The 20,009-nt window shown below is 72.3% G+C and carries 22 protein-coding genes, 7 tRNA genes and 1 pseudogene; 18 read left to right on the forward strand and 12 right to left on the reverse strand.

Translation table 11 applies throughout. The features are described from left to right. The first annotated feature begins 131 nt into the window (after nt 1-131). Together ACLF5H_RS15680 and ACLF5H_RS15685 are read left to right on the forward strand one after the other, a co-directional pair. Nucleotides 132-989, forward strand: coding sequence for a helix-turn-helix domain-containing protein (locus tag ACLF5H_RS15680; protein ID WP_421676697.1), 858 nt, complete (start codon nt 132-134; stop codon nt 987-989). A gap of 190 nt (nt 990-1,179) precedes the next feature. After that, on the forward strand, nt 1,180-1,371 hold the full coding sequence (locus tag ACLF5H_RS15685) for a DUF397 domain-containing protein (RefSeq protein ID WP_145485970.1): 192 nt from the start codon (nt 1,180-1,182) through the stop codon (nt 1,369-1,371). Nucleotides 1,372-1,535: 164 nt separating this feature from the next. Here ACLF5H_RS15685 and ACLF5H_RS15690 read toward each other — a convergent pair whose 3' ends face one another. From ACLF5H_RS15690 to ACLF5H_RS15700, 3 genes are all read right to left on the reverse strand, one after another. Then, nucleotides 1,536-2,399, reverse strand: a complete 864-nt coding sequence (locus tag ACLF5H_RS15690; protein ID WP_421676698.1) for a MerR family transcriptional regulator — start codon at nt 2,397-2,399, stop codon at nt 1,536-1,538. Nucleotides 2,400-2,476: 77 nt separating this feature from the next. Beyond that, nucleotides 2,477-2,965 carry a glutathione peroxidase gene (locus ACLF5H_RS15695; protein WP_421676699.1) on the reverse strand — a complete coding sequence of 163 codons (489 nt, stop codon included), beginning with the start codon at nt 2,963-2,965 and terminating at the stop codon, nt 2,477-2,479. 44 nt (nt 2,966-3,009) lie between these two features. Further along, complete coding sequence (locus ACLF5H_RS15700; protein ID WP_421676700.1) at nt 3,010-3,990, reverse strand: ArsR/SmtB family transcription factor; 981 nt, start codon at nt 3,988-3,990, stop codon at nt 3,010-3,012. Here ACLF5H_RS15700 and ACLF5H_RS15705 point away from each other — a divergent pair. Together ACLF5H_RS15705 and ACLF5H_RS15710 are read left to right on the forward strand one after the other, a co-directional pair. Beyond that, nucleotides 3,972-4,508, forward strand: a pseudogene (locus tag ACLF5H_RS15705) (phosphotransferase family protein); the annotation flags it as partial. The gene ACLF5H_RS15700 and the pseudogene ACLF5H_RS15705 overlap by 19 nt on opposite strands. A gap of 100 nt (nt 4,509-4,608) precedes the next feature. Beyond that, a complete protein-coding gene (locus ACLF5H_RS15710) occupies nt 4,609-4,938 on the forward strand; it encodes a zf-TFIIB domain-containing protein (RefSeq protein WP_421676701.1) in 330 nt (109 codons plus the stop codon). A gap of 52 nt (nt 4,939-4,990) precedes the next feature. Here the strand turns inward: ACLF5H_RS15710 and ACLF5H_RS15715 are convergent. The 5 genes from ACLF5H_RS15715 to ACLF5H_RS15735 all read right to left on the reverse strand — a co-directional run bounded on the left by ACLF5H_RS15715 (nt 4,991) and on the right by ACLF5H_RS15735 (nt 5,471). Then, nucleotides 4,991-5,062, reverse strand: a tRNA-Val gene (locus ACLF5H_RS15715). A gap of 29 nt (nt 5,063-5,091) precedes the next feature. Next, nucleotides 5,092-5,163: transfer RNA gene (locus ACLF5H_RS15720), tRNA-Val, on the reverse strand. 50 nt (nt 5,164-5,213) lie between these two features. Then, nucleotides 5,214-5,285: transfer RNA gene (locus tag ACLF5H_RS15725), tRNA-Val, on the reverse strand. 1 nt (nt 5,286) lies between these two features. Further along, nucleotides 5,287-5,360, reverse strand: a tRNA-Cys gene (locus ACLF5H_RS15730). A gap of 38 nt (nt 5,361-5,398) precedes the next feature. Continuing rightward, nucleotides 5,399-5,471: transfer RNA gene (locus ACLF5H_RS15735), tRNA-Gly, on the reverse strand. Nucleotides 5,472-5,648: 177 nt separating this feature from the next. Between ACLF5H_RS15735 and ACLF5H_RS15740 the strand changes: the two genes are divergently transcribed. The 3 genes from ACLF5H_RS15740 to ACLF5H_RS15750 are packed head-to-tail and all read left to right on the forward strand — an operon-like array spanning nt 5,649 to nt 8,404. Next, a complete protein-coding gene (locus ACLF5H_RS15740) occupies nt 5,649-6,704 on the forward strand; it encodes a chorismate-binding protein (RefSeq protein ID WP_421676702.1) in 1,056 nt (351 codons plus the stop codon). Next, the gene (locus ACLF5H_RS15745; protein WP_421676703.1) at nt 6,701-7,525 is read left to right on the forward strand and encodes an aminotransferase class IV; all 825 of its coding nucleotides are present in this window, start codon (nt 6,701-6,703) and stop codon (nt 7,523-7,525) included. The genes ACLF5H_RS15740 and ACLF5H_RS15745 overlap by 4 nt, the downstream gene beginning before the upstream one ends. Nucleotides 7,526-7,576: 51 nt before the next feature. Continuing rightward, nucleotides 7,577-8,404 carry a GNAT family N-acetyltransferase gene (locus tag ACLF5H_RS15750; protein WP_421676704.1) on the forward strand — a complete coding sequence of 276 codons (828 nt, stop codon included), beginning with the start codon at nt 7,577-7,579 and terminating at the stop codon, nt 8,402-8,404. Nucleotides 8,405-8,518: 114 nt separating this feature from the next. On the opposite strand, the gene ACLF5H_RS15755 is transcribed toward ACLF5H_RS15750, so the two are convergent. Continuing rightward, nucleotides 8,519-9,043 (reverse strand): DsbA family protein, encoded by a 525-nt coding sequence (locus ACLF5H_RS15755; RefSeq protein ID WP_421676705.1) that lies wholly within the window; start codon nt 9,041-9,043, stop codon nt 8,519-8,521. A 279-nt stretch (nt 9,044-9,322) separates the two neighbouring features. Between ACLF5H_RS15755 and ACLF5H_RS15760 the strand changes: the two genes are divergently transcribed. Together ACLF5H_RS15760 and ACLF5H_RS15765 are read left to right on the forward strand one after the other, a co-directional pair. After that, entirely contained in the window at nt 9,323-9,754 is a 432-nt protein-coding gene (locus tag ACLF5H_RS15760) for a hypothetical protein (RefSeq protein WP_421676706.1), read from the forward strand. Between the two features lie 164 nt (nt 9,755-9,918). Next, complete coding sequence (locus tag ACLF5H_RS15765) at nt 9,919-10,071, forward strand: hypothetical protein (protein WP_164932512.1); 153 nt, start codon at nt 9,919-9,921, stop codon at nt 10,069-10,071. Between the two features lie 114 nt (nt 10,072-10,185). Here the strand turns inward: ACLF5H_RS15765 and ACLF5H_RS15770 are convergent, their stop codons facing one another. Together ACLF5H_RS15770 and ACLF5H_RS15775 are read right to left on the reverse strand one after the other, a co-directional pair. Then, a complete protein-coding gene (locus tag ACLF5H_RS15770) occupies nt 10,186-10,746 on the reverse strand; it encodes a CGNR zinc finger domain-containing protein (protein ID WP_421676707.1) in 561 nt (186 codons plus the stop codon). Between the two features lie 304 nt (nt 10,747-11,050). Next, entirely contained in the window at nt 11,051-11,464 is a 414-nt protein-coding gene (locus tag ACLF5H_RS15775) for an SsgA family sporulation/cell division regulator (protein ID WP_004002642.1), read from the reverse strand. 190 nt (nt 11,465-11,654) lie between these two features. Here ACLF5H_RS15775 and ACLF5H_RS15780 point away from each other — a divergent pair, with 190 nt between their 5' ends. The 5 genes from ACLF5H_RS15780 to ACLF5H_RS15800 all read left to right on the forward strand — a co-directional run bounded on the left by ACLF5H_RS15780 (nt 11,655) and on the right by ACLF5H_RS15800 (nt 14,473). Continuing rightward, nucleotides 11,655-12,050, forward strand: coding sequence for a TIGR02611 family protein (locus tag ACLF5H_RS15780; protein ID WP_421676708.1), 396 nt, complete (start codon nt 11,655-11,657; stop codon nt 12,048-12,050). An 85-nt stretch (nt 12,051-12,135) separates the two neighbouring features. Then, nucleotides 12,136-12,207, forward strand: a tRNA-Val gene (locus ACLF5H_RS15785). 269 nt (nt 12,208-12,476) lie between these two features. Beyond that, nucleotides 12,477-12,923 carry an SRPBCC family protein gene (locus ACLF5H_RS15790; RefSeq protein WP_421676709.1) on the forward strand — a complete coding sequence of 149 codons (447 nt, stop codon included), beginning with the start codon at nt 12,477-12,479 and terminating at the stop codon, nt 12,921-12,923. A 39-nt stretch (nt 12,924-12,962) separates the two neighbouring features. Continuing rightward, a tRNA-Val gene (locus ACLF5H_RS15795) sits at nt 12,963-13,034 on the forward strand. Between the two features lie 158 nt (nt 13,035-13,192). After that, nucleotides 13,193-14,473, forward strand: a complete 1,281-nt coding sequence (locus ACLF5H_RS15800) for an MFS transporter (RefSeq protein ID WP_421676710.1) — start codon at nt 13,193-13,195, stop codon at nt 14,471-14,473. A gap of 123 nt (nt 14,474-14,596) precedes the next feature. Here ACLF5H_RS15800 and ACLF5H_RS15805 read toward each other — a convergent pair whose 3' ends face one another. Continuing rightward, nucleotides 14,597-15,322, reverse strand: a complete 726-nt coding sequence (locus ACLF5H_RS15805; protein ID WP_421676711.1) for a 3'-5' exonuclease — start codon at nt 15,320-15,322, stop codon at nt 14,597-14,599. Between the two features lie 168 nt (nt 15,323-15,490). On the opposite strand from ACLF5H_RS15805, the gene ACLF5H_RS15810 reads away from it, so the two are divergent. From ACLF5H_RS15810 to ACLF5H_RS15825, 4 genes are all read left to right on the forward strand, one after another. Continuing rightward, the gene (locus ACLF5H_RS15810; RefSeq protein WP_037651085.1) at nt 15,491-16,057 is read left to right on the forward strand and encodes a DUF4365 domain-containing protein; all 567 of its coding nucleotides are present in this window, start codon (nt 15,491-15,493) and stop codon (nt 16,055-16,057) included. Continuing rightward, nucleotides 16,054-17,262: a hypothetical protein gene (locus tag ACLF5H_RS15815; RefSeq protein WP_421676712.1), complete on the forward strand. Its 1,209-nt coding sequence runs from the start codon at nt 16,054-16,056 to the stop codon at nt 17,260-17,262. The genes ACLF5H_RS15810 and ACLF5H_RS15815 overlap by 4 nt, the downstream gene beginning before the upstream one ends. A gap of 113 nt (nt 17,263-17,375) precedes the next feature. Further along, a complete protein-coding gene (gene thrS, locus ACLF5H_RS15820; protein ID WP_421676713.1) occupies nt 17,376-19,352 on the forward strand; it encodes a threonine--tRNA ligase in 1,977 nt (658 codons plus the stop codon). A 72-nt stretch (nt 19,353-19,424) separates the two neighbouring features. Further along, nucleotides 19,425-19,982, forward strand: coding sequence for an HIT family protein (locus tag ACLF5H_RS15825; RefSeq protein WP_421676714.1), 558 nt, complete (start codon nt 19,425-19,427; stop codon nt 19,980-19,982). Nucleotides 19,983-20,009 lie beyond the last annotated feature (27 nt).

Consider the following 20,009-nt stretch of genomic DNA (forward strand, 5'->3'; position numbering starts at 1 on the left):
GCACCCGAACAGACACCTGTGCGTGCCGCATATCGAGCATTTCCCAGCGCTGGCGAGCGCCTTGGTGGCAATCTGCTCAGCAGCAGATACGGAAAGTGTCAGTGCAGGCAGCAGCCGGAGGTGCGCGTCCCGTGGCGTCCAATGTCAATCCCACCGTTAGGCGGCGCCGGCTGGGCCAGGAGCTTCGAAAACTCCGCGAGCAGAAGAACATGACGGCCGAAGAGGTCGCCGAGCGTCTGCTTGTGTCCCAGTCGAAGATCAGCCGTCTGGAGAACGGCCGCCGCAGCATCAGCCAGCGCGATGTGCGCGATCTGTGCGGCGTCTACGAGGTCGAGGACCAGCGGGTCGTGGACTCGCTGATGGAGATGGCCCGGGACTCCAGACAGCAGGGCTGGTGGCACACCTTCGGGGACATCCCCTACAGCGTCTACATCGGCCTGGAGACCGACGCCGAGTCGCTGCGGGTCTACGAGCCCCAGATCGTCACCGGTCTGCTCCAGACCCCGGCGTACGCCGAGGCGCTGGTGCGCGGCGCGCTGCCCGAGACCTCGGCCGCGGAGATCGAGAAGCGCGTGGGCGTGCGCATGCGCCGCCAGGAGCGGATCACCACCGAGAAGGAACCGCTGCGGCTCTGGATCGTCCTGGATGAAGCCGCGCTGCACCGGGTCGTCGGCGGCAAGCGCGTGATGCGCGAGCAGCTGGAGCATCTCCTGAAGCTGTCCGAGCTGCCCCATGTCACCGTGCAGGTCATGCCGTTCGAGGTGGGCGCGCATCCGGGGCTCAACGGCCAGTACGCGATCCTGGAGTTCGCCGACGCGGCCGACTCCAGCGTGGTCTACCTGGAGGGCGTCACCAGCGACCTGTACCTGGAGAAGGCCCAGGACGTGCAGAAGTACGCCGTGATGTACGAGCATCTGCGGGCCCAGTCCCTCAGCGTGGAGGCGTCCCGGCAGCTGATCGACGAGAGGGCGCGGCGGTACACGGAATAGGGCCCGGCCACGGAGGGCGCGTGATCCTACAGGGTGGGCGCGCTCCCGTGGAAGGCACGTTGGAATATGCCATCCGGTCGAGTGAACGGCCCCTCCGGCCAGAGCAGTTGCCCGGTAGCGTCGATCACGCCAATCGGACATCGGGATTGGCGCGAACCCGCACTATCGCAACTCGCACACAGGAGTGGACATGGCACTGATTCAGGGCGCTTCGGAGACGTGGCTGAAGTCCTCCTACTCCGCGGGCAACGGCGCCTGCGTGGAGGTCAAGTCGCCCGTCACCGCCGAACTGGCCGTCCGTGACTCCAAGGTCGCCGAGGGCCCGACCCTGGCCTTCCCCGCCGCCGCGTGGAACGCCTTCGTGGACTCGGTCAAGGCGTAAGGGGCTCGCGGGCCTCGTCCCCGATCGTCGTTCCGGCGACGATCCTGATCCTCGTTCCGGCGACGATCACAACTGCACACGCACCACCCAAGAGCCCTCTCGACCAGACGCCGTCCTCGCCGAGAGGGCTCGGTCGTGCCCGGCCCCGGCGGGGCCGGGCCGCCTCAGCGGGAGCGCACCGGGAACGCCACGTCGCACACCGGGTCCTCGGGCCCCGCCGCCGCCCAGTCGGCGAAGTAGATCTCCCGGCAGGGCCCGGCCGGCTCCAGCCCCTCCCGGCCCAGCCACTCCTCCACCGCCTCGAACGCGGCGAGGATCTGCGGATGGGCCACCTGCGCCTTGGTGATCCGGACGTACGCCAGCCGGGCCGCCGGCTCCACCCGCACCCCGGTCTCCCGGCCCCGCCCCCGCCGCCCGGCCCAGGCCCGCGCCGCCGCCTCGTCGGCCACCGGCACACACGCCTGTGCGGGCCCGTCGCTCTCCATCGACACCTCGGCGTGATAGACGACGAACGGCGCCGCCGCCACGCCCCCGCACTCCCGCGCCGCCGTCTCCAGCCGGTCCAGCGCGCCGCCGATCCAGGCCGGCAGCTCGTCCGCCAGCGTGTGCCGCGACTCGGTGATCACCACCCGCGCCGGCACGTCCACCGTCTCGACCGTGAACTTCTGGTGCATCTCGTCACTCCTCCCGGACAGCCGTCCACGGAGGTACTCGGCGAGGGTCCGCTGCCCGGCCACCCGGGCCTCCACGTCCGCCCAGTAGGCGTCCAGCAGCCCGGCCGCCGCCGCGCCCTCGGCCCCGGCCACCTCGGCGATCCGGGCCAGCGGCATGTCCAGCTGGCGCAGCAGGGCGACCAGCCGGGCGCGCTCCACCTGGGCGGCGCGGTAGTAGCGGTAGCCGCTCGACTCGTCGACGTACGCCGGGGCGAGCAGGCCGAGGCGGTCGTACAGCCGCAGGGCCTTGGCGGACAGCCGGGCCCGCGCGGCGAACGCCCCGATGGTGAGCAGCTCCTCGTGCACCGATGTCATCCTCCGTCGCCGGGCGGTTCCTCTCCGCCCGGCGACAGCGACGCTCCGCCTTGCCCCAGGGGCAAGGTCAAGCGTGGTCAGCCGAGCTGGGCCTCGATCGCCGCGAGGACCTCCGCCGACTCCGGCTCGGCCTGCGGCGAGAACCGGGCGACGACGGTGCCGTCCCGGCCGATCAGGAACTTCTCGAAGTTCCAGCGGATGTCGCCGCTGTGGCCCGCCGCGTCCGCGAAGCCCACCAGGCGCTCATAGAGGGGGTGCCGGTCCGCGCCGTTCACCTCCACCTTCTCGGTCAGCGGGAAGGTCACGCCGTACGTCGCCGAGCAGAACTCGGCGATCTCCTCGGCGCTGCCCGGCTCCTGCCCGAGGAACTGGTTGCAGGGCACGCCCAGCACGGTGAAGCCGCGCTCGGCGTAGCGCTCCTGGAGCTTCTCCAGGCCCGCGTACTGCGGGGTCAGGCCGCACTTGGAGGCCACGTTCACGATGAGGACGGCCTTGCCCGCGTACTGCGGCAGGTTCGCGGCGCCGCCGGTGAGGGCGCCGATCTCGGTGTTCAGCACAGTGGTCATGGGCGCGATGGTATGCGGCCGAGATGTCCTCGGGGCGGCGCCGGTCACCCCGGCTCGGCGGGCGCGGCCGCCGCCACCACCGTGTCCCCGGCCGCCGTCCTGCCGTACAGCACCGACCGCCCGGTCCTGCGCCCCACCACCAGCCCCGCCTCCCGGAGCACCTTCAGATGCCGCCCCACCGAGCCGAGCCCCTGCCCCGTCACCGCCGTCAGCTGGCTGGTGGTCATGGGGGAGTCGAGGAGGGCCAGGACGCCCGCGCGGGCCGGGCCGAGCAGGGCCCCGAGGGCGGCCGGGACCGGGCGGGCCCCGGCGTCGGCGAGGACGCCCGCGCAGGGGTAGACCAGGGCGTACCGCTCCCCGTCGTCCCAGGACACCCAGCCGTGCCGCTGCGGGGTGACCGGCACGAAGAGCATCTCGGCGCCGGAGACCGTCCGCGGCGGGTACGCGTGCAGATTGACCTGGAGCCGGTTCTGGCCGAGCCACCGGGTGCGGCCGGGCCGCAGCGAGTCCAGCACGCTCACCCAGCCGCCCCGCCCGGCCTGCGCGGTCCGCGCGACCACATCCGCCTCCAGCACCCGCCGCTGCCGCTCCCAGTACGGCCGTACGGCCGCCCGCCACACCCACTCCAGGAGCGCGGCCGCCCGCTCGGGCAGGTCCTCCCGGTCCAGCACGGCGGGCAGCGGACCGGCCAGGGCGGTGCGCAGCTGCCCGCGGGCGAGGTCCGGCGCGACCGAGCGCACCCGGGCGACCTCCGCGGCGAACTCCTCCCCGTCGCGGGGCGTGGGCGTGAGGAAGTCGGCGATCCACTCCCGGCCGAGGCCCGCCCGCACCAGCCGGTCCGTCACCGGATCGGCGGCCAACAGGGCCTGGTACGCGGGCAGATGGGTTCGCAGCCAGTCCCGCTCACCGGGATGCGCCGGCTCGCCCGCGTGCAGCAGCTTCAGCCGCGCGAACGTCTCCGCGAGCGGCGAGATCACGAACCGGCTGCGCGCGAGCGTGTCCGCGTTCACCTCCCACCAGCCCACCGTTCGCCACCCCCGGATCGCCGTGCGCGGTACGACCTTTCGCGCTGCCGCGAAACAGTAACGCCCCGGCGCGCCCCGTCCTCGACGCCTGGGCCGCCCTCCCCGCCTGGGCCCGCGCCGAGGCCCCGATGCCCGGACCCGCCCTCCTCTGCCACGGCGACCTGCACCTCGGCCAACTCGTCCGGCACCCCGCCCCCGACGGCCCCTGGCGGCTGATCGACGTGGACGACCTGGGACTCGGCGTCCCCGCCTGGGACCTCGCCCGCCCCGCCGCCTGGTTCGCCTGCGGACTCCTCCCGCCCGACGACTGGACCCGTTTCCTGACCGCCTACCAGGAGGCGAACGGCCCCGCCGTGCCCGCGACCGGTGACCCGTGGCCCGCCCTGGACGTCCCGGCCCGCGCCCTCACCGTCCAGACGGCGGCCCTGGCGATCACCAAGGCGCTCACGGCGGACCGTCCGCTGGACGAGGTCGAACAGGCCGTCGTCGACGCCTGCGCCCGTATGCCCGCACGGTGACCGGCATCTTCCGTAAAGACATCGCAACCACCGGCGGTGAAACGGAGTCTGTGCTGGGGAACCACCAAGCAGTACCGACCGGCGAGGAGTTGAGCCGACGATGCAGTGTCCGAAGTGCCACGCACCCATGCAGACGTACAACCGCAGCGGCGTCCAGATCGAGCAGTGCGGCGGGTGCCGCGGCATCTTCCTCGACTACGGCGAGCTGGAGACGCTGACCCAGCTGGAGTCCCAGTGGTCCAAGCCCGTCCCGCCGGCCCCGCCCGCCGCCCCCGGGGGCTACCCCGCCCCGTCCGCGCCCGCCTGGGGCGCCCCCTACGGCGGCCATGGCGGCGGTCACGGCGGTGGTCACTACGAGCACGGCCACCACGGCCATGGCCACCACGACCACCACCGCCGGAGCTTCACGCACATGCTGTTCTCCAGCTGAGGCCCACGCGGAAGCCCCCGGCCGTGGAAACGGCCGGGGGCTTCTCGGTGTGTGGACGATACTGGGATTGAACCAGTGACCTCTTCCGTGTCAGGGAAGCGCTCTCCCGCTGAGCTAATCGTCCGCGGACAGTGATCCGGGGATCACGGTCAGTGCGCGATACTGGGATTGAACCAGTGACCTCTTCCGTGTCAGGGAAGCGCTCTCCCGCTGAGCTAATCGCGCGGGGTGGATCTTCGAGAGACCCGGGATCTCCGGACGGACCGGGGATCCAGTGGACGATACTGGGATTGAACCAGTGACCTCTTCCGTGTCAGGGAAGCGCTCTCCCGCTGAGCTAATCGTCCTTGGAGGTGGAGACGGGATTTGAACCCGTGTAGACGGCTTTGCAGGCCGTTGCCTCGCCTCTCGGCCACTCCACCAGGAGTGTAGGGGATCGGGATGACCCCTTCTTCCTTCGAGCGGACGACGAGGCTCGAACTCGCGACCTCAACCTTGGCAAGGTTGCGCTCTACCAACTGAGCTACGTCCGCTTGTCGTTTCGGTCCGCTTCCGCGTCCCGGCGACGTGTTGAACTCTAGCGGATTCCCGGGCCAGTACAAAAACGCGTTTGCGCAGCGTGCTGCGGTGCGCCCGGCGGACCCGGTGGTCAGGGGCCCCTCCGGGACATCCCCGGGTCACCTCCGGGACACCCACCTAGACTCGGGCACGTGCTCCACCATGCTCCTGGCCTCGCCCCCCTGGCCCGCTTCGGCGACCGACTCGCCACCGGCCTCCTCGATGTCACCAGCGACCCCGCCGCCCTGGAGTCCACCGGCTTCTGGGCCGTGTGCGCGGACTTCGAGGGCCGTCTGACCTGCGCACGCTTCGCGGACGTCCGGCACGCCCCGGTGCCCGCCCCGGCGCCCGGCGCCTGGCACGGCCCCGCGGTGGGGGACTGGGCCACCTCCCTGGACCGCGCCGCCTACACCGCGGCCGTCCGCCGTATCCGCGCCCACATAGCCGCCGGGGAGGTCTATCAGGCCAACCTCTGCCGCGTGCTCAGCGCGCCGATCGACCCCGGCGCCGACGTGGACGCCCTGACCGCCCTGCTGGCCCGCGGCAACCCGGCGCCGTACGCGGGAACGATCCGGCTGCCCGCGCACGGCGTGGAGCTCGCCACCGCCTCCCCGGAACTGTTCCTGCGCCGCTCCGGCCGCACCGTGGAGTCGGGCCCCATCAAGGGCACCGGCCGCACCGAGGCGGACCTGCTGGAGAAGGACCACGCCGAGAACGTGATGATCGTGGACCTGGTCCGCAACGACATCGGGCGCGTCTGCGCCACCGGCAGCGTCACCGTCCCCGACCTGTGCGTGGTGGAGAAGCACCCCGGGCTCGTCCACCTCGTCTCCACCGTCCGCGGCGAGCTGCGCGCCGACGCCGGCTGGCCCGAGCTGCTCGGCGCCGCCTTCCCGCCCGGCTCCGTCACCGGCGCCCCCAAGTCCAGCGCCCTGCGGATCATCGAGGCCCTGGAGCCGGTGCCGCGCGGCCCCTACTGCGGCGGCATCGGCTGGGTGGACGCCGACCGGGGCACCGCCGAGCTGGCCGTGGGCATCCGCACCTTCTGGATCGACCGCGCCGAGGGCGTCCTGCGTTTCGGCTCCGGCGCCGGGATCACCTGGGGGTCGGACCCGGAGGGGGAGTGGCGGGAGACCGAACTGAAGGCGTCCCGGCTGCTCGCGGTAGCGTCGGGGTCGTACGAGGCGAGTGGAGAGGTGTGCGCATGAGGATCTGGCTGGACGGCGGGCTGCGGGACGCGGATTCCGCCCGGGTCTCCGTGTTCGACCACGGGCTGACCGTCGGTGACGGCATCTTCGAGACGGTCAAGGCGGCCGAGGGGCGGACCTTCGCGCTGACCCGGCACCTCGACCGGCTGACCCGCTCGGCCCGGGGCCTCGGGCTGCCCGACCCCGACCACGACGAGATCCGCGAGGCGTGCGCCGCCGTGCTCGCGGCCAACCCGATGCCGCTCGGCCGGCTGCGGATCACCTACACCGGCGGCCACGGCCCGCTCGGCTCCGACCGCGGCGAGCACGGCCCGACCCTGGTGGTCGCCCTCGGCGAGACCGCCCGCCGCCCGGACAGCACGGCCGTGATCACCGTCCCCTGGACCCGCAACGAGCGCGGCGCGCTGACCGGCCTGAAGACCACCTCGTACGCCGAGAACGTCGTCGCCCTCGCCCGCGCCCACGAACGGGGCGCCTCCGAGGCCCTGTTCGCCAACACGGTCGACCAACTGTGCGAGGGCACCGGCTCGAACGTCTTCGTCGTCCTGAACGGCGAGATCCACACCCCGCCGGTCTCCTCCGGCTGCCTCCCCGGCATCACCCGCGCCCTCGCCGTCGAATGGACCGGCGCCAAGGAGACCGACCTCCCGCTCGACGTGCTGGACCGCGCCGACGAGATCTTCCTGACCTCCACCCTGCGCGACATCCAGGCGGTGCACCGGGTGGACGACCGCGAACTCCCGGGCGCGCCGGGCCCGGTGACCGCCAAGGCGATGCGGATCTTCGAGGAGCGGTCGGGGCAGGACCTCGACCCGCGCTGACGCGCCACCCGGCCCGTGCCGTGGGGGGAACACGTGGGTAGAACAGGTGTGATGACCACGACCCTGCGGCCGGCCGAGCCGCTTCAGCAGCATCCCGACGGCACGCGTTCGCGCCGCTATCAGGTGTGCGTGAACAGCCGTCCCGTCGGCGAGATCCGCCTCGGCACCTCGCCGACCCTCGGGGACACGGTGGGGCGCATCGACGAGCTGCGGATCGCCGAGGGGGACCGCCGCCGCGGCCGGGGGACGATCGCCGGGCTCGCCGCGGAGGAGGTGGCGCGCGGCTGGGGCTGCCGGCAGATCGAGACCGTCATCCCCGCCGCCGCGGCGGACGGCGCGCTACGGCTCTTCGACGCCCTCGGCTACACCCTGCGCAACCGGGGCATGGCGAAACGCCTCGGCGCCGCCCCGCCCGCGCTGCCGCCGGAGCTCCGCGAACGGCCCATGACCGAGGCCGAGTTCACCCGGTGGCAGGCCCGCGAGCACGAGCGCTACCTGCGCAACTGGGCCGAGCGCGGCGTGCCCGAGCCCGTCGCCCGCGCCAAGGCCCTCGACGACCAGGCCCGGCTGCTGCCGCACGGCCTCGCGACCGACGGCATGCTCCTCAGCGTCCTGGAGCGCGCGGGAACCCCGGTCGGCACCCTGTGGCTGGCCCTGCGGGAGGACCGGGCGTACGTGTACGACGTCGAGACCGCCGAGGCCGAGCGCGGCCGGGGGTACGGCAGGGCCCTGATGCTCCTCGCGGAACGCCAGGCACTGGCGTCCGGCCGACCGCTCCTCGGCCTCAACGTGTTCGCGGGCAACACCCCGGCGGAGCGGCTGTACGAGTCGCTCGGCTACGAGACGGTGACGTACTCCTTGTCGAAGCCGCTGCTGTAGACGGGGCGGCGCCGCACGGTGCCGCCCGGCCTCCCGGACCCGGGGGCCTCAGCCCTCCTGGCCTCCCGGACCCGGGGGGCCTCAGCCCTCCTGGCCTCCCGGACCCGGGGGGCCTCAGCCCTCCCGCTCGGCCAGCAGCCGGTCCGCGATCTCCTCGATCCGGGCGCGCAGCCCCTCCTGGCTCTTGCCGCCGTCCAGCCGCTCGCCGCCGATGACGTACGTCGGGGTGCCGGTCACGCCGATCGCCTTGCCCTCGGCCTGGTCGGCGTCGACGATCAGGATGTGCCGGCCGTCGATCAGCGCGGTGTCGAACTCCTCGGCGTCCAGGCCGAGTTCACGGGCCACCTCGACCAGGAGGGGTTCTCCCGCAGCACCCAGCTCGTCGACCCGCGCCAGGACGGCCTCCACGTACGGCCAGCCGTCGCCCTGGGCCAGCGCCTCCTCGACGGCCTGCGCGGCGGCGAAGGCGTGCTTGTGCCGCTCCAGCGGGAAGTGCCGCAGCCGTACGTCCAGCCGGTCGCCGTACCGGGCACGCAGCGCGCGCACGTCGTCGAGGGCGGTACGGCAGTCGGGGCACTGGAGTTCGCACCAGACGTCGAGGACGACGGCGTCGGCGCGCACGGGGGAGGAGTCGCTCATACGCCCAGTCTCCCAGGCCGGCCACGACCACCCCAATCCGGACCCGGGCGCGGGTCCGCGGCGCCCCTCAGGGGTTCGGCGCCGCCGCCCCCGCCGCGTGCCCGTCCACCGGCACCCGGGGAGGAGGCGACCCGGAGATCACCCTGATCCCTGGCCGGGACCATGGCCCCGCACGGGCCGGGCGGTGCAGGATGGAAGGGACGAAGCGCACGTCGGCCGTGCCGGGGTGCCGCTTCCGCCGTACCGCCGCCACCCGACCGAGCCCGCCTGGAGGACCGGATGATCGCCGAGACAGTCTGCTCCGCCGTGTCCGCGGCGGGCCTGGGTATCGCGGTGGTCACGGCCTACCGCAGACGCTTCCTGGCGGCGGCCCGCATCGCGGCCTACTCGCTGGTGCCGGTCGGCCTGGTGATGACCGGCGTCGTGGGCTGGCTCTCGGACACCGCCCTCAGCCCCACCGCCTGGGCCGGCTTCGGCGTGCTGGCCGCGGCCTGGCTGCTGTTCGCCGCCACCCGCGCGGTGGAGCGCCGCAGGACCGGCGCGGGCGCGGAACGCGACCTGTCGGCCGGCAGCGGGTCGACACGCCCGGGCACCACGGCACCCGCCTCCTCCACCCCGGCCCTGCGCCAGGGCCAGGGCAAGGGTGAGCGCCCGGCGTCCGGCGACGACTTCAGCGACATCGAGGCGATCCTCAAGAAGCACGGCATATGACAGTCACATGACTCGCCGGATCGTCACAGTGAGTCCGCGGACGTCCGGAATCGTTCACCAGCCGAAGCGAGCCGGAAGCAAGATCATGGGATTCGGCGAACTCCCGCAAGATCGTGCGTCTTGATCGCTTACGGGGTTCCGGGTAGGCCATCATCGGCCGCGAGATGCTGGATACGACACAGAGCGAGGCCGCGCCGCCGAAGGACGAGCCGCGCGGGTGCCTCTTCGCCCTTTCCCAGCCACCGCTGATGATCTTCCTTGCGGTGATCGGGTGTCTGATCCTCATGGCTGCGCTGCACGATCTGCTGTTGCTGTGAGCCGTACACGTCCGTCCCGGCGCCACCCGCCGGGACCGACGTCGCCCGCGGACCGCGACCGCCGTCGACCGGGCACCGGCCAGGGCCGGATTCACCCGCTCGGAGCAGGGCGGGTCAGCCGGTCGCTTCCTTCCGGCGCGCCCGGTAGGCGGCCACATGCAGACGGTTGCCGCAGGTGCGGCTGTCGCAGTAGCGGCGGGAGCGATTGCGGGAGAGGTCCACGAAGGCACGGCGGCAGTCCGGGGCCTCGCAGCGGCGCAGCCGCTCCTCCTCACCGGCGACGACGAAGAAGGCCAGGGCCATGCCGCAGTCCGCGGCGAGGTGGTCGGCCACGGAGGAACCCGGGGCGTAGTAGTGGACATGCCAGTCATAGCCGTCGTGGTCGGTCAGCCGCGGGGTGGTGCTCGCCGCCGCGACCAGCTCGTTGATCAGCCCGGCGGCGCTTCTGGCGTCCGGGGCCGCGAAGATCGCCGCGAACCGCGCCCGGACCGCCAGCACGGCCGAGAGGTCGGCGGAGGACACCACGCCGACCTCGCTGACCTGGTGGGTCCGTACGAATTCCGCGAGGGCCGGGACATCGGGCAGCCCCTCCGGCGCCGTCTCGTCCTCCGGCGCGGTGTTCACCAGGTCCACCACGGTGTCGAGGGCGCACCGGGTGTCATGGGTGATCAGCACGTTTCGCTCCCTGGCCTGGGGGTCGGGCAGGCGCCCGCCGATGCTGGCCGATGGTAGCGACAACGCGCCCGCCGCACGGGCCCTGCCCGGCCCCAGCTGCCGGTGGAACGCCGCCGGGGGCCCAGGAGTTCCCGGAAGCCGCCGTACGCCCGTCACGGGCCGCCACGGCGGCACGCGGACGCGCGCGGACGGACCGACGCCGCTCCGTGAGCGCTCACGGTGACGGCGCCGGCCCGTGCCGTATGCGGTTCTGGCCCGAGCCGTCTCCCCGAGTGGACGGCGCCGGGCTGCTCAGCGGGGCGGGCTAGCTTTCCGCCAGGATGTGGGAGAGCTCCTGGTCCAGATCGAAGTGCCGGTGCTCCGTGCCGGGCGGCACGGCGGCGTCGGTTCGCTTCAGGAAGGACTCGAGGGCCCGTGCGGGCGCCTCGAGCAGGGCCTCCCCCTCAGGGGAGCTGAGGGCGATGCAGACAACGCCCTGACCATGGCTGCGGGACGGCCAGACGCGGACGTCTCCGGTTCCGGTGGGCCGATGCAGCCCCTCGGCGAGGAGGTCGCGGGCGAACACCCACTCGACGGTCTCCTCGGCTCCGGTGTGGAAGGTGGCGTGCACGGCGTAGGGGTCGGCCGTGTCGTACCGCAGGCCTGCGGGGACAGGCAGGGAGGACTCGCTCGACACAACGAGGCGCAGGTGCAGCTCGCAGCTGACCGTGGTGTTCATAAGCGCCAGGGCCTTTCGCTCAGTGTGCGCTCGGGGATTCGCACGTCGGCGAAATCGACATGCCACCTACGGTGCCGTTGTAAACCCCTCTGAGGGTTTTGCGTGCGTTTACGACACTCTTCCGGCCGAGAACTCGTACCGGATCTACGACCATTCCGGTGATGTGAATCACTCGGGTAGCGTTGTCGGTATGAATACGGGGAGTGACCAACCTGGGCTCGGGTCCCGCGCGCCGGAATTCATCAAGGCGCGCAGACTGCTGCACCGCGGCTGGCAGGCCGGCGTCTTCGTGATCGGCCTCGCGGTCGTGATCGCCGGCGTCGCCATGCTCGCGCTGCCCGGACCCGGCTGGGTGGTGATCTTCGCCGGCATGGCGATCTGGGCGACCGAGTTCGTCTGGGCCCAGATCGTGCTCCGCTGGACCAAACGCAAGGTCACCGAGGCGGCACAGCGTGCCCTGGAGCCCGAGGTGCGCCGCCGCAACATCGCGCTGACCGTGACCGGGGCGGTGATCATCGCGGTGCTGGGCTCGATCTATCTGTGGCGCTTCGGCCTCGTGCCGCCCTGGAACATCAAGGGCAGGTGAGCCGCCCGCACCGCCCCGCGCGCACCCCGGCCGGACCGCTGGTCGAAGGCACCGCCTGACATGGGGTAATCTTCTTCCTGTGCCCGGGCGATTAGCTCAGTGGGAGAGCGCTTCGTTCACACCGAAGAGGTCACTGGTTCGAACCCAGTATCGCCCACCCCGGACCGACGGCCCATCCGCGAAAGAAGCGGATGGGCCGTCGTCGTATTCGTAAGCCGTGACGAACCGTCACCCGGCGGGAGAAGTTCCGGTCACCCACAACTGGCCGAAACCGTCCGGGATTTCCGGAAAGCCGCGGACTTTCCCGCGCGCCACGCCTGGAGCGGGGAATTCCGCGTTGTGCCAACACCGGTGAACGGTAAGCAATCTGAGCCCTTCTCAGCGTCCGGCGCGGGTCGGCCGCCCGGGTGCGGGCAGACTCCCCGCATGGACTGGAACCACTACCGCTTCCACAGCCCATGGCACCTGCCCGTGCCACCGTCCGCCGTCTTCGCCGCCCTGGAGCAACCCGAGGACTACCCCCGCTGGTGGCCCCAGGTGCGCTCGGTGACCCGGCTCGACGACGCCACCGGCATCTTCACCATCCGCTCGGCACTGCCGTACGCCATGACCTTCACCGCGCACGAGCGGCGCCGCGATCCGGCCGCCGGGATCCTGGAGATCGCCATGAGCGGTGACATCGAGGGCTGGGCGCGCTGGACGGTCACCGCCGCGGGCTCCGGGACGCTCGCCGTCTACGAGCAGGAGGTCGACGTCCGCAAACCCCTGCTCCGGCGTCTGGCCGTGCCCGGCCGCGCGGTCTTCCGCGCCAACCACCGCCTGATGATGCGCGCCGGACGGCGCGGACTGCTGCGCCGGCTGCGAGCGGTTTGAAGGATCGGCGTCGGGACCTGTATTGTTCAGTGCGTTCCCGGGCGATTAGCTCAGTGGGAGAGCGCTTCGTTCACACCGAAGAGGTCACTGGTTCGAACCCAGTATCGCCCACCGGGAAAGAGCCGGTCCGCACAGCGGACCGGCTCTTTTTGTTGCCGGGGCGGCTCCTGGTGACGGGCGCGCGGCCCCGGGCAACTGGGCGGCCGCGCACCGGTGATGCGGTGGCGAATCCCCTTCGACCGCGGGCCGGGGGGCGGCAGGATGCCCGAGTGACTCATCCACTCCGGCTCCGTGCCTTCCGGCTGCTCTTCGTCAGCCGCACCATGTCCACGCTCAGCGACGCGCTGGTGCCCACCGCCCTGAGCCTCGCCGTGATCGAGGTGACCGGCTCGGCGACCGATCTGGCCGTGGTGCTCGGCTGCGCCCTGGGCGCCCGGCTGCTCATGCTGCCCGTGGCCGGCGTCATGGCCGACCGCTACAACACCCGCTGGGTGGCCTTCGGCGCCGACCTCACCCGGGTCGTCACCCAGGCCCTCGTCGCCGTCCAACTGATCGGCGGCCACCCCTCGATCCCGCTGATCGCCGCCGCCCAGGCCGTGGCGGGGGTGGCCTCGGCCGTCAGCCTGCCCAACCTCGCACCGCTCGTCACCCGGGCCGTGCCCGGCCCCGGACCGCGGCGGCAGAAGGCCAACTCGCTGATGGGCGTGGCCAAGAGCATCTCCCAGCTGGCAGGACCCGCCCTGGCCGGGGCGCTGATCTGGGCGGTCGGCATCGGCTGGGTCTTCGTCCTCGACTCCGCCGCCTTCGCCGTCAGCGCCGCCATGATGCTCCTCGTCCGCCTGAGCGGGGACGGACCGGCGCCGGGCGCCCGCCGCGCGATCCTCGTCGGCCTGGTCGAGGGCTGGGCCGAGGTGCGCGCCCGCGACTGGTACTGGATCAGCCTGATCGCGCACGCCACCTGGAACTTCGCCGCCAACATCCTGCTCACCCTCGGCCCGCTCGTCGCGGTCACCCGGCTCGGCGGACAGGGCACCTGGATCGCCGTGACACAGGCCGGCGGCATCGGCCTGCTGGCCGGTTCGCTGCTGGCCGGACGCGCCCGCCCCCGGCGCCCGATCCTCGCCGGCAACCTGGTCCTGGCGAGCTACGCCGTGCCCCTGGCCTGCTTCGCGACCGGGGCCCCGGTGCCCGTGCTCGTGGCCGGGTACGGCATCGCCATGGCCGGCCTCGGCTTCCTGAACCCCACCTGGCAGACCGCGGTGCAGACGGCCATCCCGCAGCACGTGCTCGCCCGGGTCAGCTCCTACGACTGGCTGGTCTCGCTCGCCGCGCAGCCCCTCGGCGTCATCCTCGCCCCGATCGCCCTGCACGCCTGGGGCCCCCGACTGCCCTTCGCGCTCACGGCCGTCCTGGTCGCCGCCGTCTGCGTCGGCACCGCGCTGGCGCCCGGCGTGCGCGACCTGCGCCTCGAACAGCCCGGCGACACCCCGGGCGACGGCGCCCGCTCCCTCGGCGAGGCGGCGCCGGACCAGGCGACGCGCACGACCTGACCCCTCGTCCGGGGGCCTCGCGCACGGGACGCGACGGGACGCGACACGGCCCCCGCGGTGATCACTCCACGCACACCCGTGCCGACGCGACGCCCGCACCCACTCGTCGACGCATCGCGGGCCCTACGCCGCCGCCGGCATCTCCGGCCGCAGCGGCCACTCCGTGTGAACCGTCTCGTCCGAGCCGTTGCGGGCGAACCAGGACTGCAGGCCCCGGGCCTGGGCGGCATGCCAGTTGGCCTGGAGGGTGTGCAGCTCGGCGGGGGAGAGCCGCTCGAGGCGGGTGGCGAAGCGGCGCCCCAGCGCGCGCACCACCTCCAGCGCGGCCAGCGCGTCCGCCGCCGCGTCGTGCGCCCCCTCCAGCTCCACGCCGTAATGCGCGCACAGGTCCGTCAGCGTGCGGCGCCCCTTGCGATAGCGGTCCAGATGCTTGTCCAGCACCCGCGGATCCAGCACCCGCAGCGGCACCGAGGGGAACCACCGCTCCAGCGACGACGCCCGGTGCCGCCGCAACTCCCGGTCCAGCAGCGTCAGATCGAACGGCGCGTTCATCACCACCAGCGGGCGCCCGCGCGCCGCGTGCTCCGCCAGCTGCTCGGCTATCTCGAACACCACCGGCGCCGGCCAGCGCCCGTTGCGCTGCAGGTGCTCCTCCGTCAGCCCGTGCACCGCCGTCGCCCCCGCCGGCACCGGAACCCCCGGGTCCACCAGCCAGCGCGAGACGCGGGGCAGGGACTCCGGCGCGTCCTGGACGACGACGGCGGCCGACACGATCCGGTCGGTCTCGACGTCCACACCCGTGGTCTCCGTGTCGAAGGCGGCCAACGGCCCCTCGTACCAGTACGTCATCCCAACCCAACTCCTCGTTCACCCACGGCAGATGACGTCCCGTCTTCTGCCCGTTTGGTGATACCCGGGCCGTTTGCGCCGTACGCCGGAAGGAGACAACAGGAGTACGGGTCTTTGCAGTTCAGCAGCCCGTAGCGGGGAAACTCTTGGCTCGGAAGGCTGTTGGTCATGGCCACTCTGCAGCCCGAGCGCGGTGGGCTGCTGCCCGAGCGCACGGGCACCGTCCGCGGCTCGCTCGCCACCACCGCCTGCATGGAGACACTCCAGGTCGGCTATCTGCACGCGGTCGCCGCCGCGGCCGGCTGCTCGCTGTCCCAGCCCTTCCCGGACAACGGCATCGACTGGCACGTCAGCCACAGCGCGCCCGGCCACACCGTCGACGACGAGGTCACCATCAAGGTCCAGCTCAAGGCCACGTACCAGATACCGCCCCACCCCCCGGGCCGCACCTTCTCCTTCACCCTCGACAACGACCATCTGCGCAAGCTCGCCCGCACACCCGTCTCGGTGCACAAGATCCTCGTCGTGATGCTGGTACCGCGCGCCCAGGACGACTGGCTGCGCGCCGGCCACGACCGGCTCGACCTGAGGCACTGCTGCTACTGGGTCAACCTGGCCGGCCATCCCCTCACCGGCCGGACCCGGACCACCGTGCGGATACCGACCACACGCATCTTCGACGACCGGGCGCTGTGCGAGATCATGACCCGCGTCGGGACGGGAGGCAGACCATGAGGATCCGTCCCCACGAGGAACCGGAGCCGCCGCGGCCGGGCGCCCTCCCCTGGCACCGCCCGCCGAACCCCGCCGACGTCGACCCCGCCGTCCTCGCCGCGCTGCTGCGCCGACACGGCTGGCAGCGGCGCGGCGGGGCCGCCGGACGCTACGGCCGCTGGACCCCGCCGGGACCGGGCGGCACCGGGACCAGCCTGCTGGTGCCCGAGGACCGCGCCTACCCCGACAGCGACGACCTGCTCGCCGAAGCCCTGGACGCCCTCGCCCGCAGCGACACCCCCGCCGCCCGCGAGGTGCTGATCTGCCTCGCCGTACCCAGCGACGAGATCCGCTGGTGGCGCGACACCCCGAGCGGCCCGGCCGGGGCCGCCTCCTGGGGGCATGAGGAGCAACTGCGCGACGCCGGGCGCCAGTTGCTGCTCGCCGCCGCGCTCGCCACCCGCGCCCGGGCCGGTTACCACGGCGCCCGCCACCGCCGCGCCGCCACCGCCCTCCTCGACGACGTCCTCGTCGGCCCCGCCGCCGAGGACGGCCGGCTGACCGCCTTCGCGCCCGTGGCCGTCGCCCGCCCCCTCGCCGTCCGCCTCCACCAGGCCCTGTACGCCGCCCGCGAGGCCATCGACTACCGGCGCGCCACCGGCGGCATGGACGCCTTCGACGGCGCCGTCGAGGCCGGCGTCAGCCGCGAGCTGACCGAGGCGATCGGCGCGCTGGTGCGGGGCACCGAGGGCGCCGGGGTCGCCGTCGCCTGGGCACCCGCCGCCGGTGTCCCCGAGGGCTGCGCCCCGGGCGCCGAACCCGTCGAGTTCTCGCCCGGCGACCTGCCCGTGCTGCGCGAGGCCGCGGCCCGCTATCTGCACGAGGAACCCTCCGAGGCCGTGCGGATCACCGGTGCGGTGGTGCGCCTGCGCCGCTCGGGCCCGCGCGGCGAGGGCACCGTACGGCTGCGCGTCCTCGCGGGCGCCGAGGTGCCGCACGTCCGCGTCACCCTGGACGAGGAGGACTACCGCATCGCGGGCCACGCCCATCTCGTCGGCCTCCCGGTGCGGGTGCACGGCCGGCTGGAGCGGCGCGGCGGCTTCCGCAGGCTCACCGGCGCCTCCGGGGTCGTACCCGTGCAGGTGGACGAGGCGGAGCGGGACCGGCTGCTGAAATCCCTCCAGGAGAACCTGGACTTCTTCGAGGAGGCGTGCGGGGAGGCGTGAGGGGCCGGGGACCGACCGTAACCGTTTCGCGGTCGGTGCCCTCGGGTCGGTACGATCGCCTGTGCGCGCGCTCCTGGTATGGCGCCGCACCCACCTTCAGTCAGGAGAGACCGGTGTCAGACGTCCGTGTGATCATCCAACGCGATTCCGAGCGGGAAGAACGCGTGGTGACGACGGGCACTACGGCCGCCGACCTCTTCGCGGGCGAGCGCTCGATCATCGCCGCGCGCGTGGCCGGCGAGCTGAAGGACCTCGCGTACGAACTGTCCGACGGCGACGAGGTCGAGGCCGTCGAGATCGCCTCCGAGGACGGCCTGAACATCCTGCGCCACTCCACCGCGCATGTCATGGCGCAGGCCGTGCAGGAGCTGTTCCCCGAGGCCAAGCTGGGCATCGGCCCGCCGGTCAAGGACGGTTTCTACTACGACTTCGACGTCGAGAAGCCGTTCACGCCCGAGGATCTCAAGGCCATCGAGAAGAAGATGCAGGAGATCCAGAAGCGCGGGCAGAAGTTCGCCCGCCGCGTCGTCACCGACGAGGCCGCCCGCGAGGAGCTGGCCGACGAGCCGTACAAGCTGGAGCTGATCGGCCTCAAGGGTTCCGCCTCGCACGACGACGGCGCGGACGTCGAGGTCGGCGCCGGCGAGCTGACGATCTACGACAACCTGGACGCCAAGACCGGCGAGCTGTGCTGGAAGGACCTCTGCCGCGGTCCCCACCTGCCCTCCACCCGCCTCATCCCGGCGTTCAAGCTGATGCGCAACGCGTCGGCGTACTGGCGCGGCAGTGAGAAGAACAAGCAGCTCCAGCGCATCTACGGCACCGCCTGGCCGTCCAAGGACGAGCTGAAGGCGTACCTGGAGTTCCTCGCCGAGGCCGAGAAGCGCGACCACCGCAAGCTCGGCGCCGAGCTGGACCTCTTCTCCATCCCGGAGCAGATCGGCTCCGGCCTCGCCGTCTTCCACCCCAAGGGCGGCATCATCCGCCGCACCATGGAGGACTACTCGCGGCGCCGCCACGAGGAGGAGGGCTACGAGTTCGTCTACACCCCGCACGCGACGAAGGGGAAGCTCTTCGAGACCTCGGGCCACCTGGACTGGTACGCCGACGGCATGTACCCGCCCATGCAGCTCGACGAGGGCGTGGACTACTACCTCAAGCCCATGAACTGCCCGATGCACAACCTGATCTTCGACGCGCGCGGCCGCTCCTACCGCGAACTGCCGCTGCGCCTCTTCGAGTTCGGGACCGTGTACCGGTACGAGAAGTCGGGCGTCGTGCACGGCCTCACCCGTGCCCGCGGCTTCACGCAGGACGACGCGCACATCTACTGCACCCGTGAGCAGATGTCCGAGGAGCTGGACAAGACGCTCACCTTCGTCCTCGGCCTGCTGCGGGACTACGGTCTGACCGACTTCTACCTGGAGCTGTCCACCAAAGATCCGGAGAAGTTCGTCGGCTCCGACGAGGTCTGGGAGGAGGCGACCGAGACCCTGCGCCAGGTCGCCGAGAAGCAGGGCCTGCCCCTGGTCCCGGACCCGGGCGGCGCCGCGTTCTACGGCCCGAAGATCTCCGTCCAGGCCAAGGACGCCATCGGCCGCACCTGGCAGATGTCGACGATCCAGCTCGACTTCAACCTGCCCGAGCGGTTCAACCTGGAGTTCACCGGCTCCGACGGCACCAAGCAGCGCCCGGTCATGATCCACCGCGCGCTGTTCGGCTCCATCGAGCGGTTCTTCGCGGTGCTCCTGGAGCACTACGCGGGCGCGTTCCCGGCGTGGCTGGCGCCGGTGCAGGCGCTCGGCATCCCGATCGGCGACGGTCATGTCGAGTACCTGGAGAAGTTCGCCGCGCAGGCCCGCAAGCAGGGCCTGCGCGTCGAGGTGGACTCCTCCTCCGACCGTATGCAGAAGAAGATCCGCAACGCGCAGAAGCAGAAGGTGCCCTTCATGGTCATCGCGGGCGACGAGGACATGTCGAACGGCTCGGTGTCCTTCCGCTACCGCGACGGCTCCCAGGAGAACGGCATCCCGGTCGACGAGGCCATCGCCAAGATCGCCGAGATCGTGGCGGAGCGGGCCCAGGTCTGACCCTGGCCGAGAAGGGCCCCCGGCGGACCGCGGTCCCCGGGGGCCCTGGCCTGTACGGGGGCCTTACGCCATATGCTGCGTAGCATGACGAGTGAGCCGGAGCAGCAGATCGGCGTGGGGACGCAGGACGCGTTCCAGCGCCTGTGGACGCCTCATCGGATGGCCTACATCCAGGGCGAGAACAAGCCGAGCGGCCCGGAGGCCGGAGACGGCTGCCCCTTCTGCTCGATCCCGGCCAAATCCGACGAGGACGGGCTGATCATCCGCCGCGGCGAACATGTCTACACCGTCCTCAACCTGTATCCGTACAACGGCGGTCATCTGATGACCGTGCCCTACCGGCATGTGGCCGACTACACGGAGCTCACCGGGCCGGAGACCGCCGAGCTGGCGGAGCTGACCAAGCAGGCGATGACCGCCCTGCGCACCGCGTCCGGGGCGCACGGCTTCAACATCGGCATGAACCAGGGCGCGGTGGCGGGCGCCGGCATCGCCGCCCATCTGCACCAGCACGTGGTGCCCCGCTGGGGCGGCGACACCAACTTCATGCCGGTCGTCGGGCACACCAAGGTCCTCCCGCAGCTCCTCGCCGACACTCGCGAGATGCTGGCGGACGCCTGGCCCGCTTAGGCCGCCTCGCCTCGCGAAACGCGGAGG

The organism is Streptomyces sp. LaBMicrA B280 (assembly GCF_049222185.1).
Taxonomy (GTDB): Bacteria; Actinomycetota; Actinomycetes; order Streptomycetales; family Streptomycetaceae; genus Streptomyces; species Streptomyces murinus.

What these genes read in the sequence shown, in the direction of transcription:
- ACLF5H_RS15750 (WP_421676704.1), top strand. Translation starts at nt 7,577, where the DNA reads ATGACCACGACCCTGCGGCCGGCCGAGCCGCTTCAGCAGCATCCCGAC.
- ACLF5H_RS15780 (WP_421676708.1), top strand. Translation starts at nt 11,655, where the DNA reads ATGAATACGGGGAGTGACCAACCTGGGCTCGGGTCCCGCGCGCCGGAA.
- ACLF5H_RS15815 (WP_421676712.1), top strand. Translation starts at nt 16,054, where the DNA reads ATGAGGATCCGTCCCCACGAGGAACCGGAGCCGCCGCGGCCGGGCGCC.
- ACLF5H_RS15765 (WP_164932512.1), top strand. Translation starts at nt 9,919, where the DNA reads ATGCTGGATACGACACAGAGCGAGGCCGCGCCGCCGAAGGACGAGCCG.
- ACLF5H_RS15760 (WP_421676706.1), top strand. Translation starts at nt 9,323, where the DNA reads ATGATCGCCGAGACAGTCTGCTCCGCCGTGTCCGCGGCGGGCCTGGGT.
- ACLF5H_RS15805 (WP_421676711.1), bottom strand. Translation starts at nt 15,322, where the DNA reads ATGACGTACTGGTACGAGGGGCCGTTGGCCGCCTTCGACACGGAGACC.
- ACLF5H_RS15775 (WP_004002642.1), bottom strand. Translation starts at nt 11,464, where the DNA reads ATGAACACCACGGTCAGCTGCGAGCTGCACCTGCGCCTCGTTGTGTCG.
- ACLF5H_RS15745 (WP_421676703.1), top strand. Translation starts at nt 6,701, where the DNA reads ATGAGGATCTGGCTGGACGGCGGGCTGCGGGACGCGGATTCCGCCCGG.
- ACLF5H_RS15755 (WP_421676705.1), bottom strand. Translation starts at nt 9,043, where the DNA reads ATGAGCGACTCCTCCCCCGTGCGCGCCGACGCCGTCGTCCTCGACGTC.
- ACLF5H_RS15825 (WP_421676714.1), top strand. Translation starts at nt 19,425, where the DNA reads ATGCTGCGTAGCATGACGAGTGAGCCGGAGCAGCAGATCGGCGTGGGG.
- ACLF5H_RS15690 (WP_421676698.1), bottom strand. Translation starts at nt 2,399, where the DNA reads ATGACATCGGTGCACGAGGAGCTGCTCACCATCGGGGCGTTCGCCGCG.
- ACLF5H_RS15710 (WP_421676701.1), top strand. Translation starts at nt 4,609, where the DNA reads ATGCAGTGTCCGAAGTGCCACGCACCCATGCAGACGTACAACCGCAGC.
- ACLF5H_RS15695 (WP_421676699.1), bottom strand. Translation starts at nt 2,965, where the DNA reads ATGACCACTGTGCTGAACACCGAGATCGGCGCCCTCACCGGCGGCGCC.
- ACLF5H_RS15810 (WP_037651085.1), top strand. Translation starts at nt 15,491, where the DNA reads ATGGCCACTCTGCAGCCCGAGCGCGGTGGGCTGCTGCCCGAGCGCACG.
- ACLF5H_RS15685 (WP_145485970.1), top strand. Translation starts at nt 1,180, where the DNA reads ATGGCACTGATTCAGGGCGCTTCGGAGACGTGGCTGAAGTCCTCCTAC.
- ACLF5H_RS15790 (WP_421676709.1), top strand. Translation starts at nt 12,477, where the DNA reads ATGGACTGGAACCACTACCGCTTCCACAGCCCATGGCACCTGCCCGTG.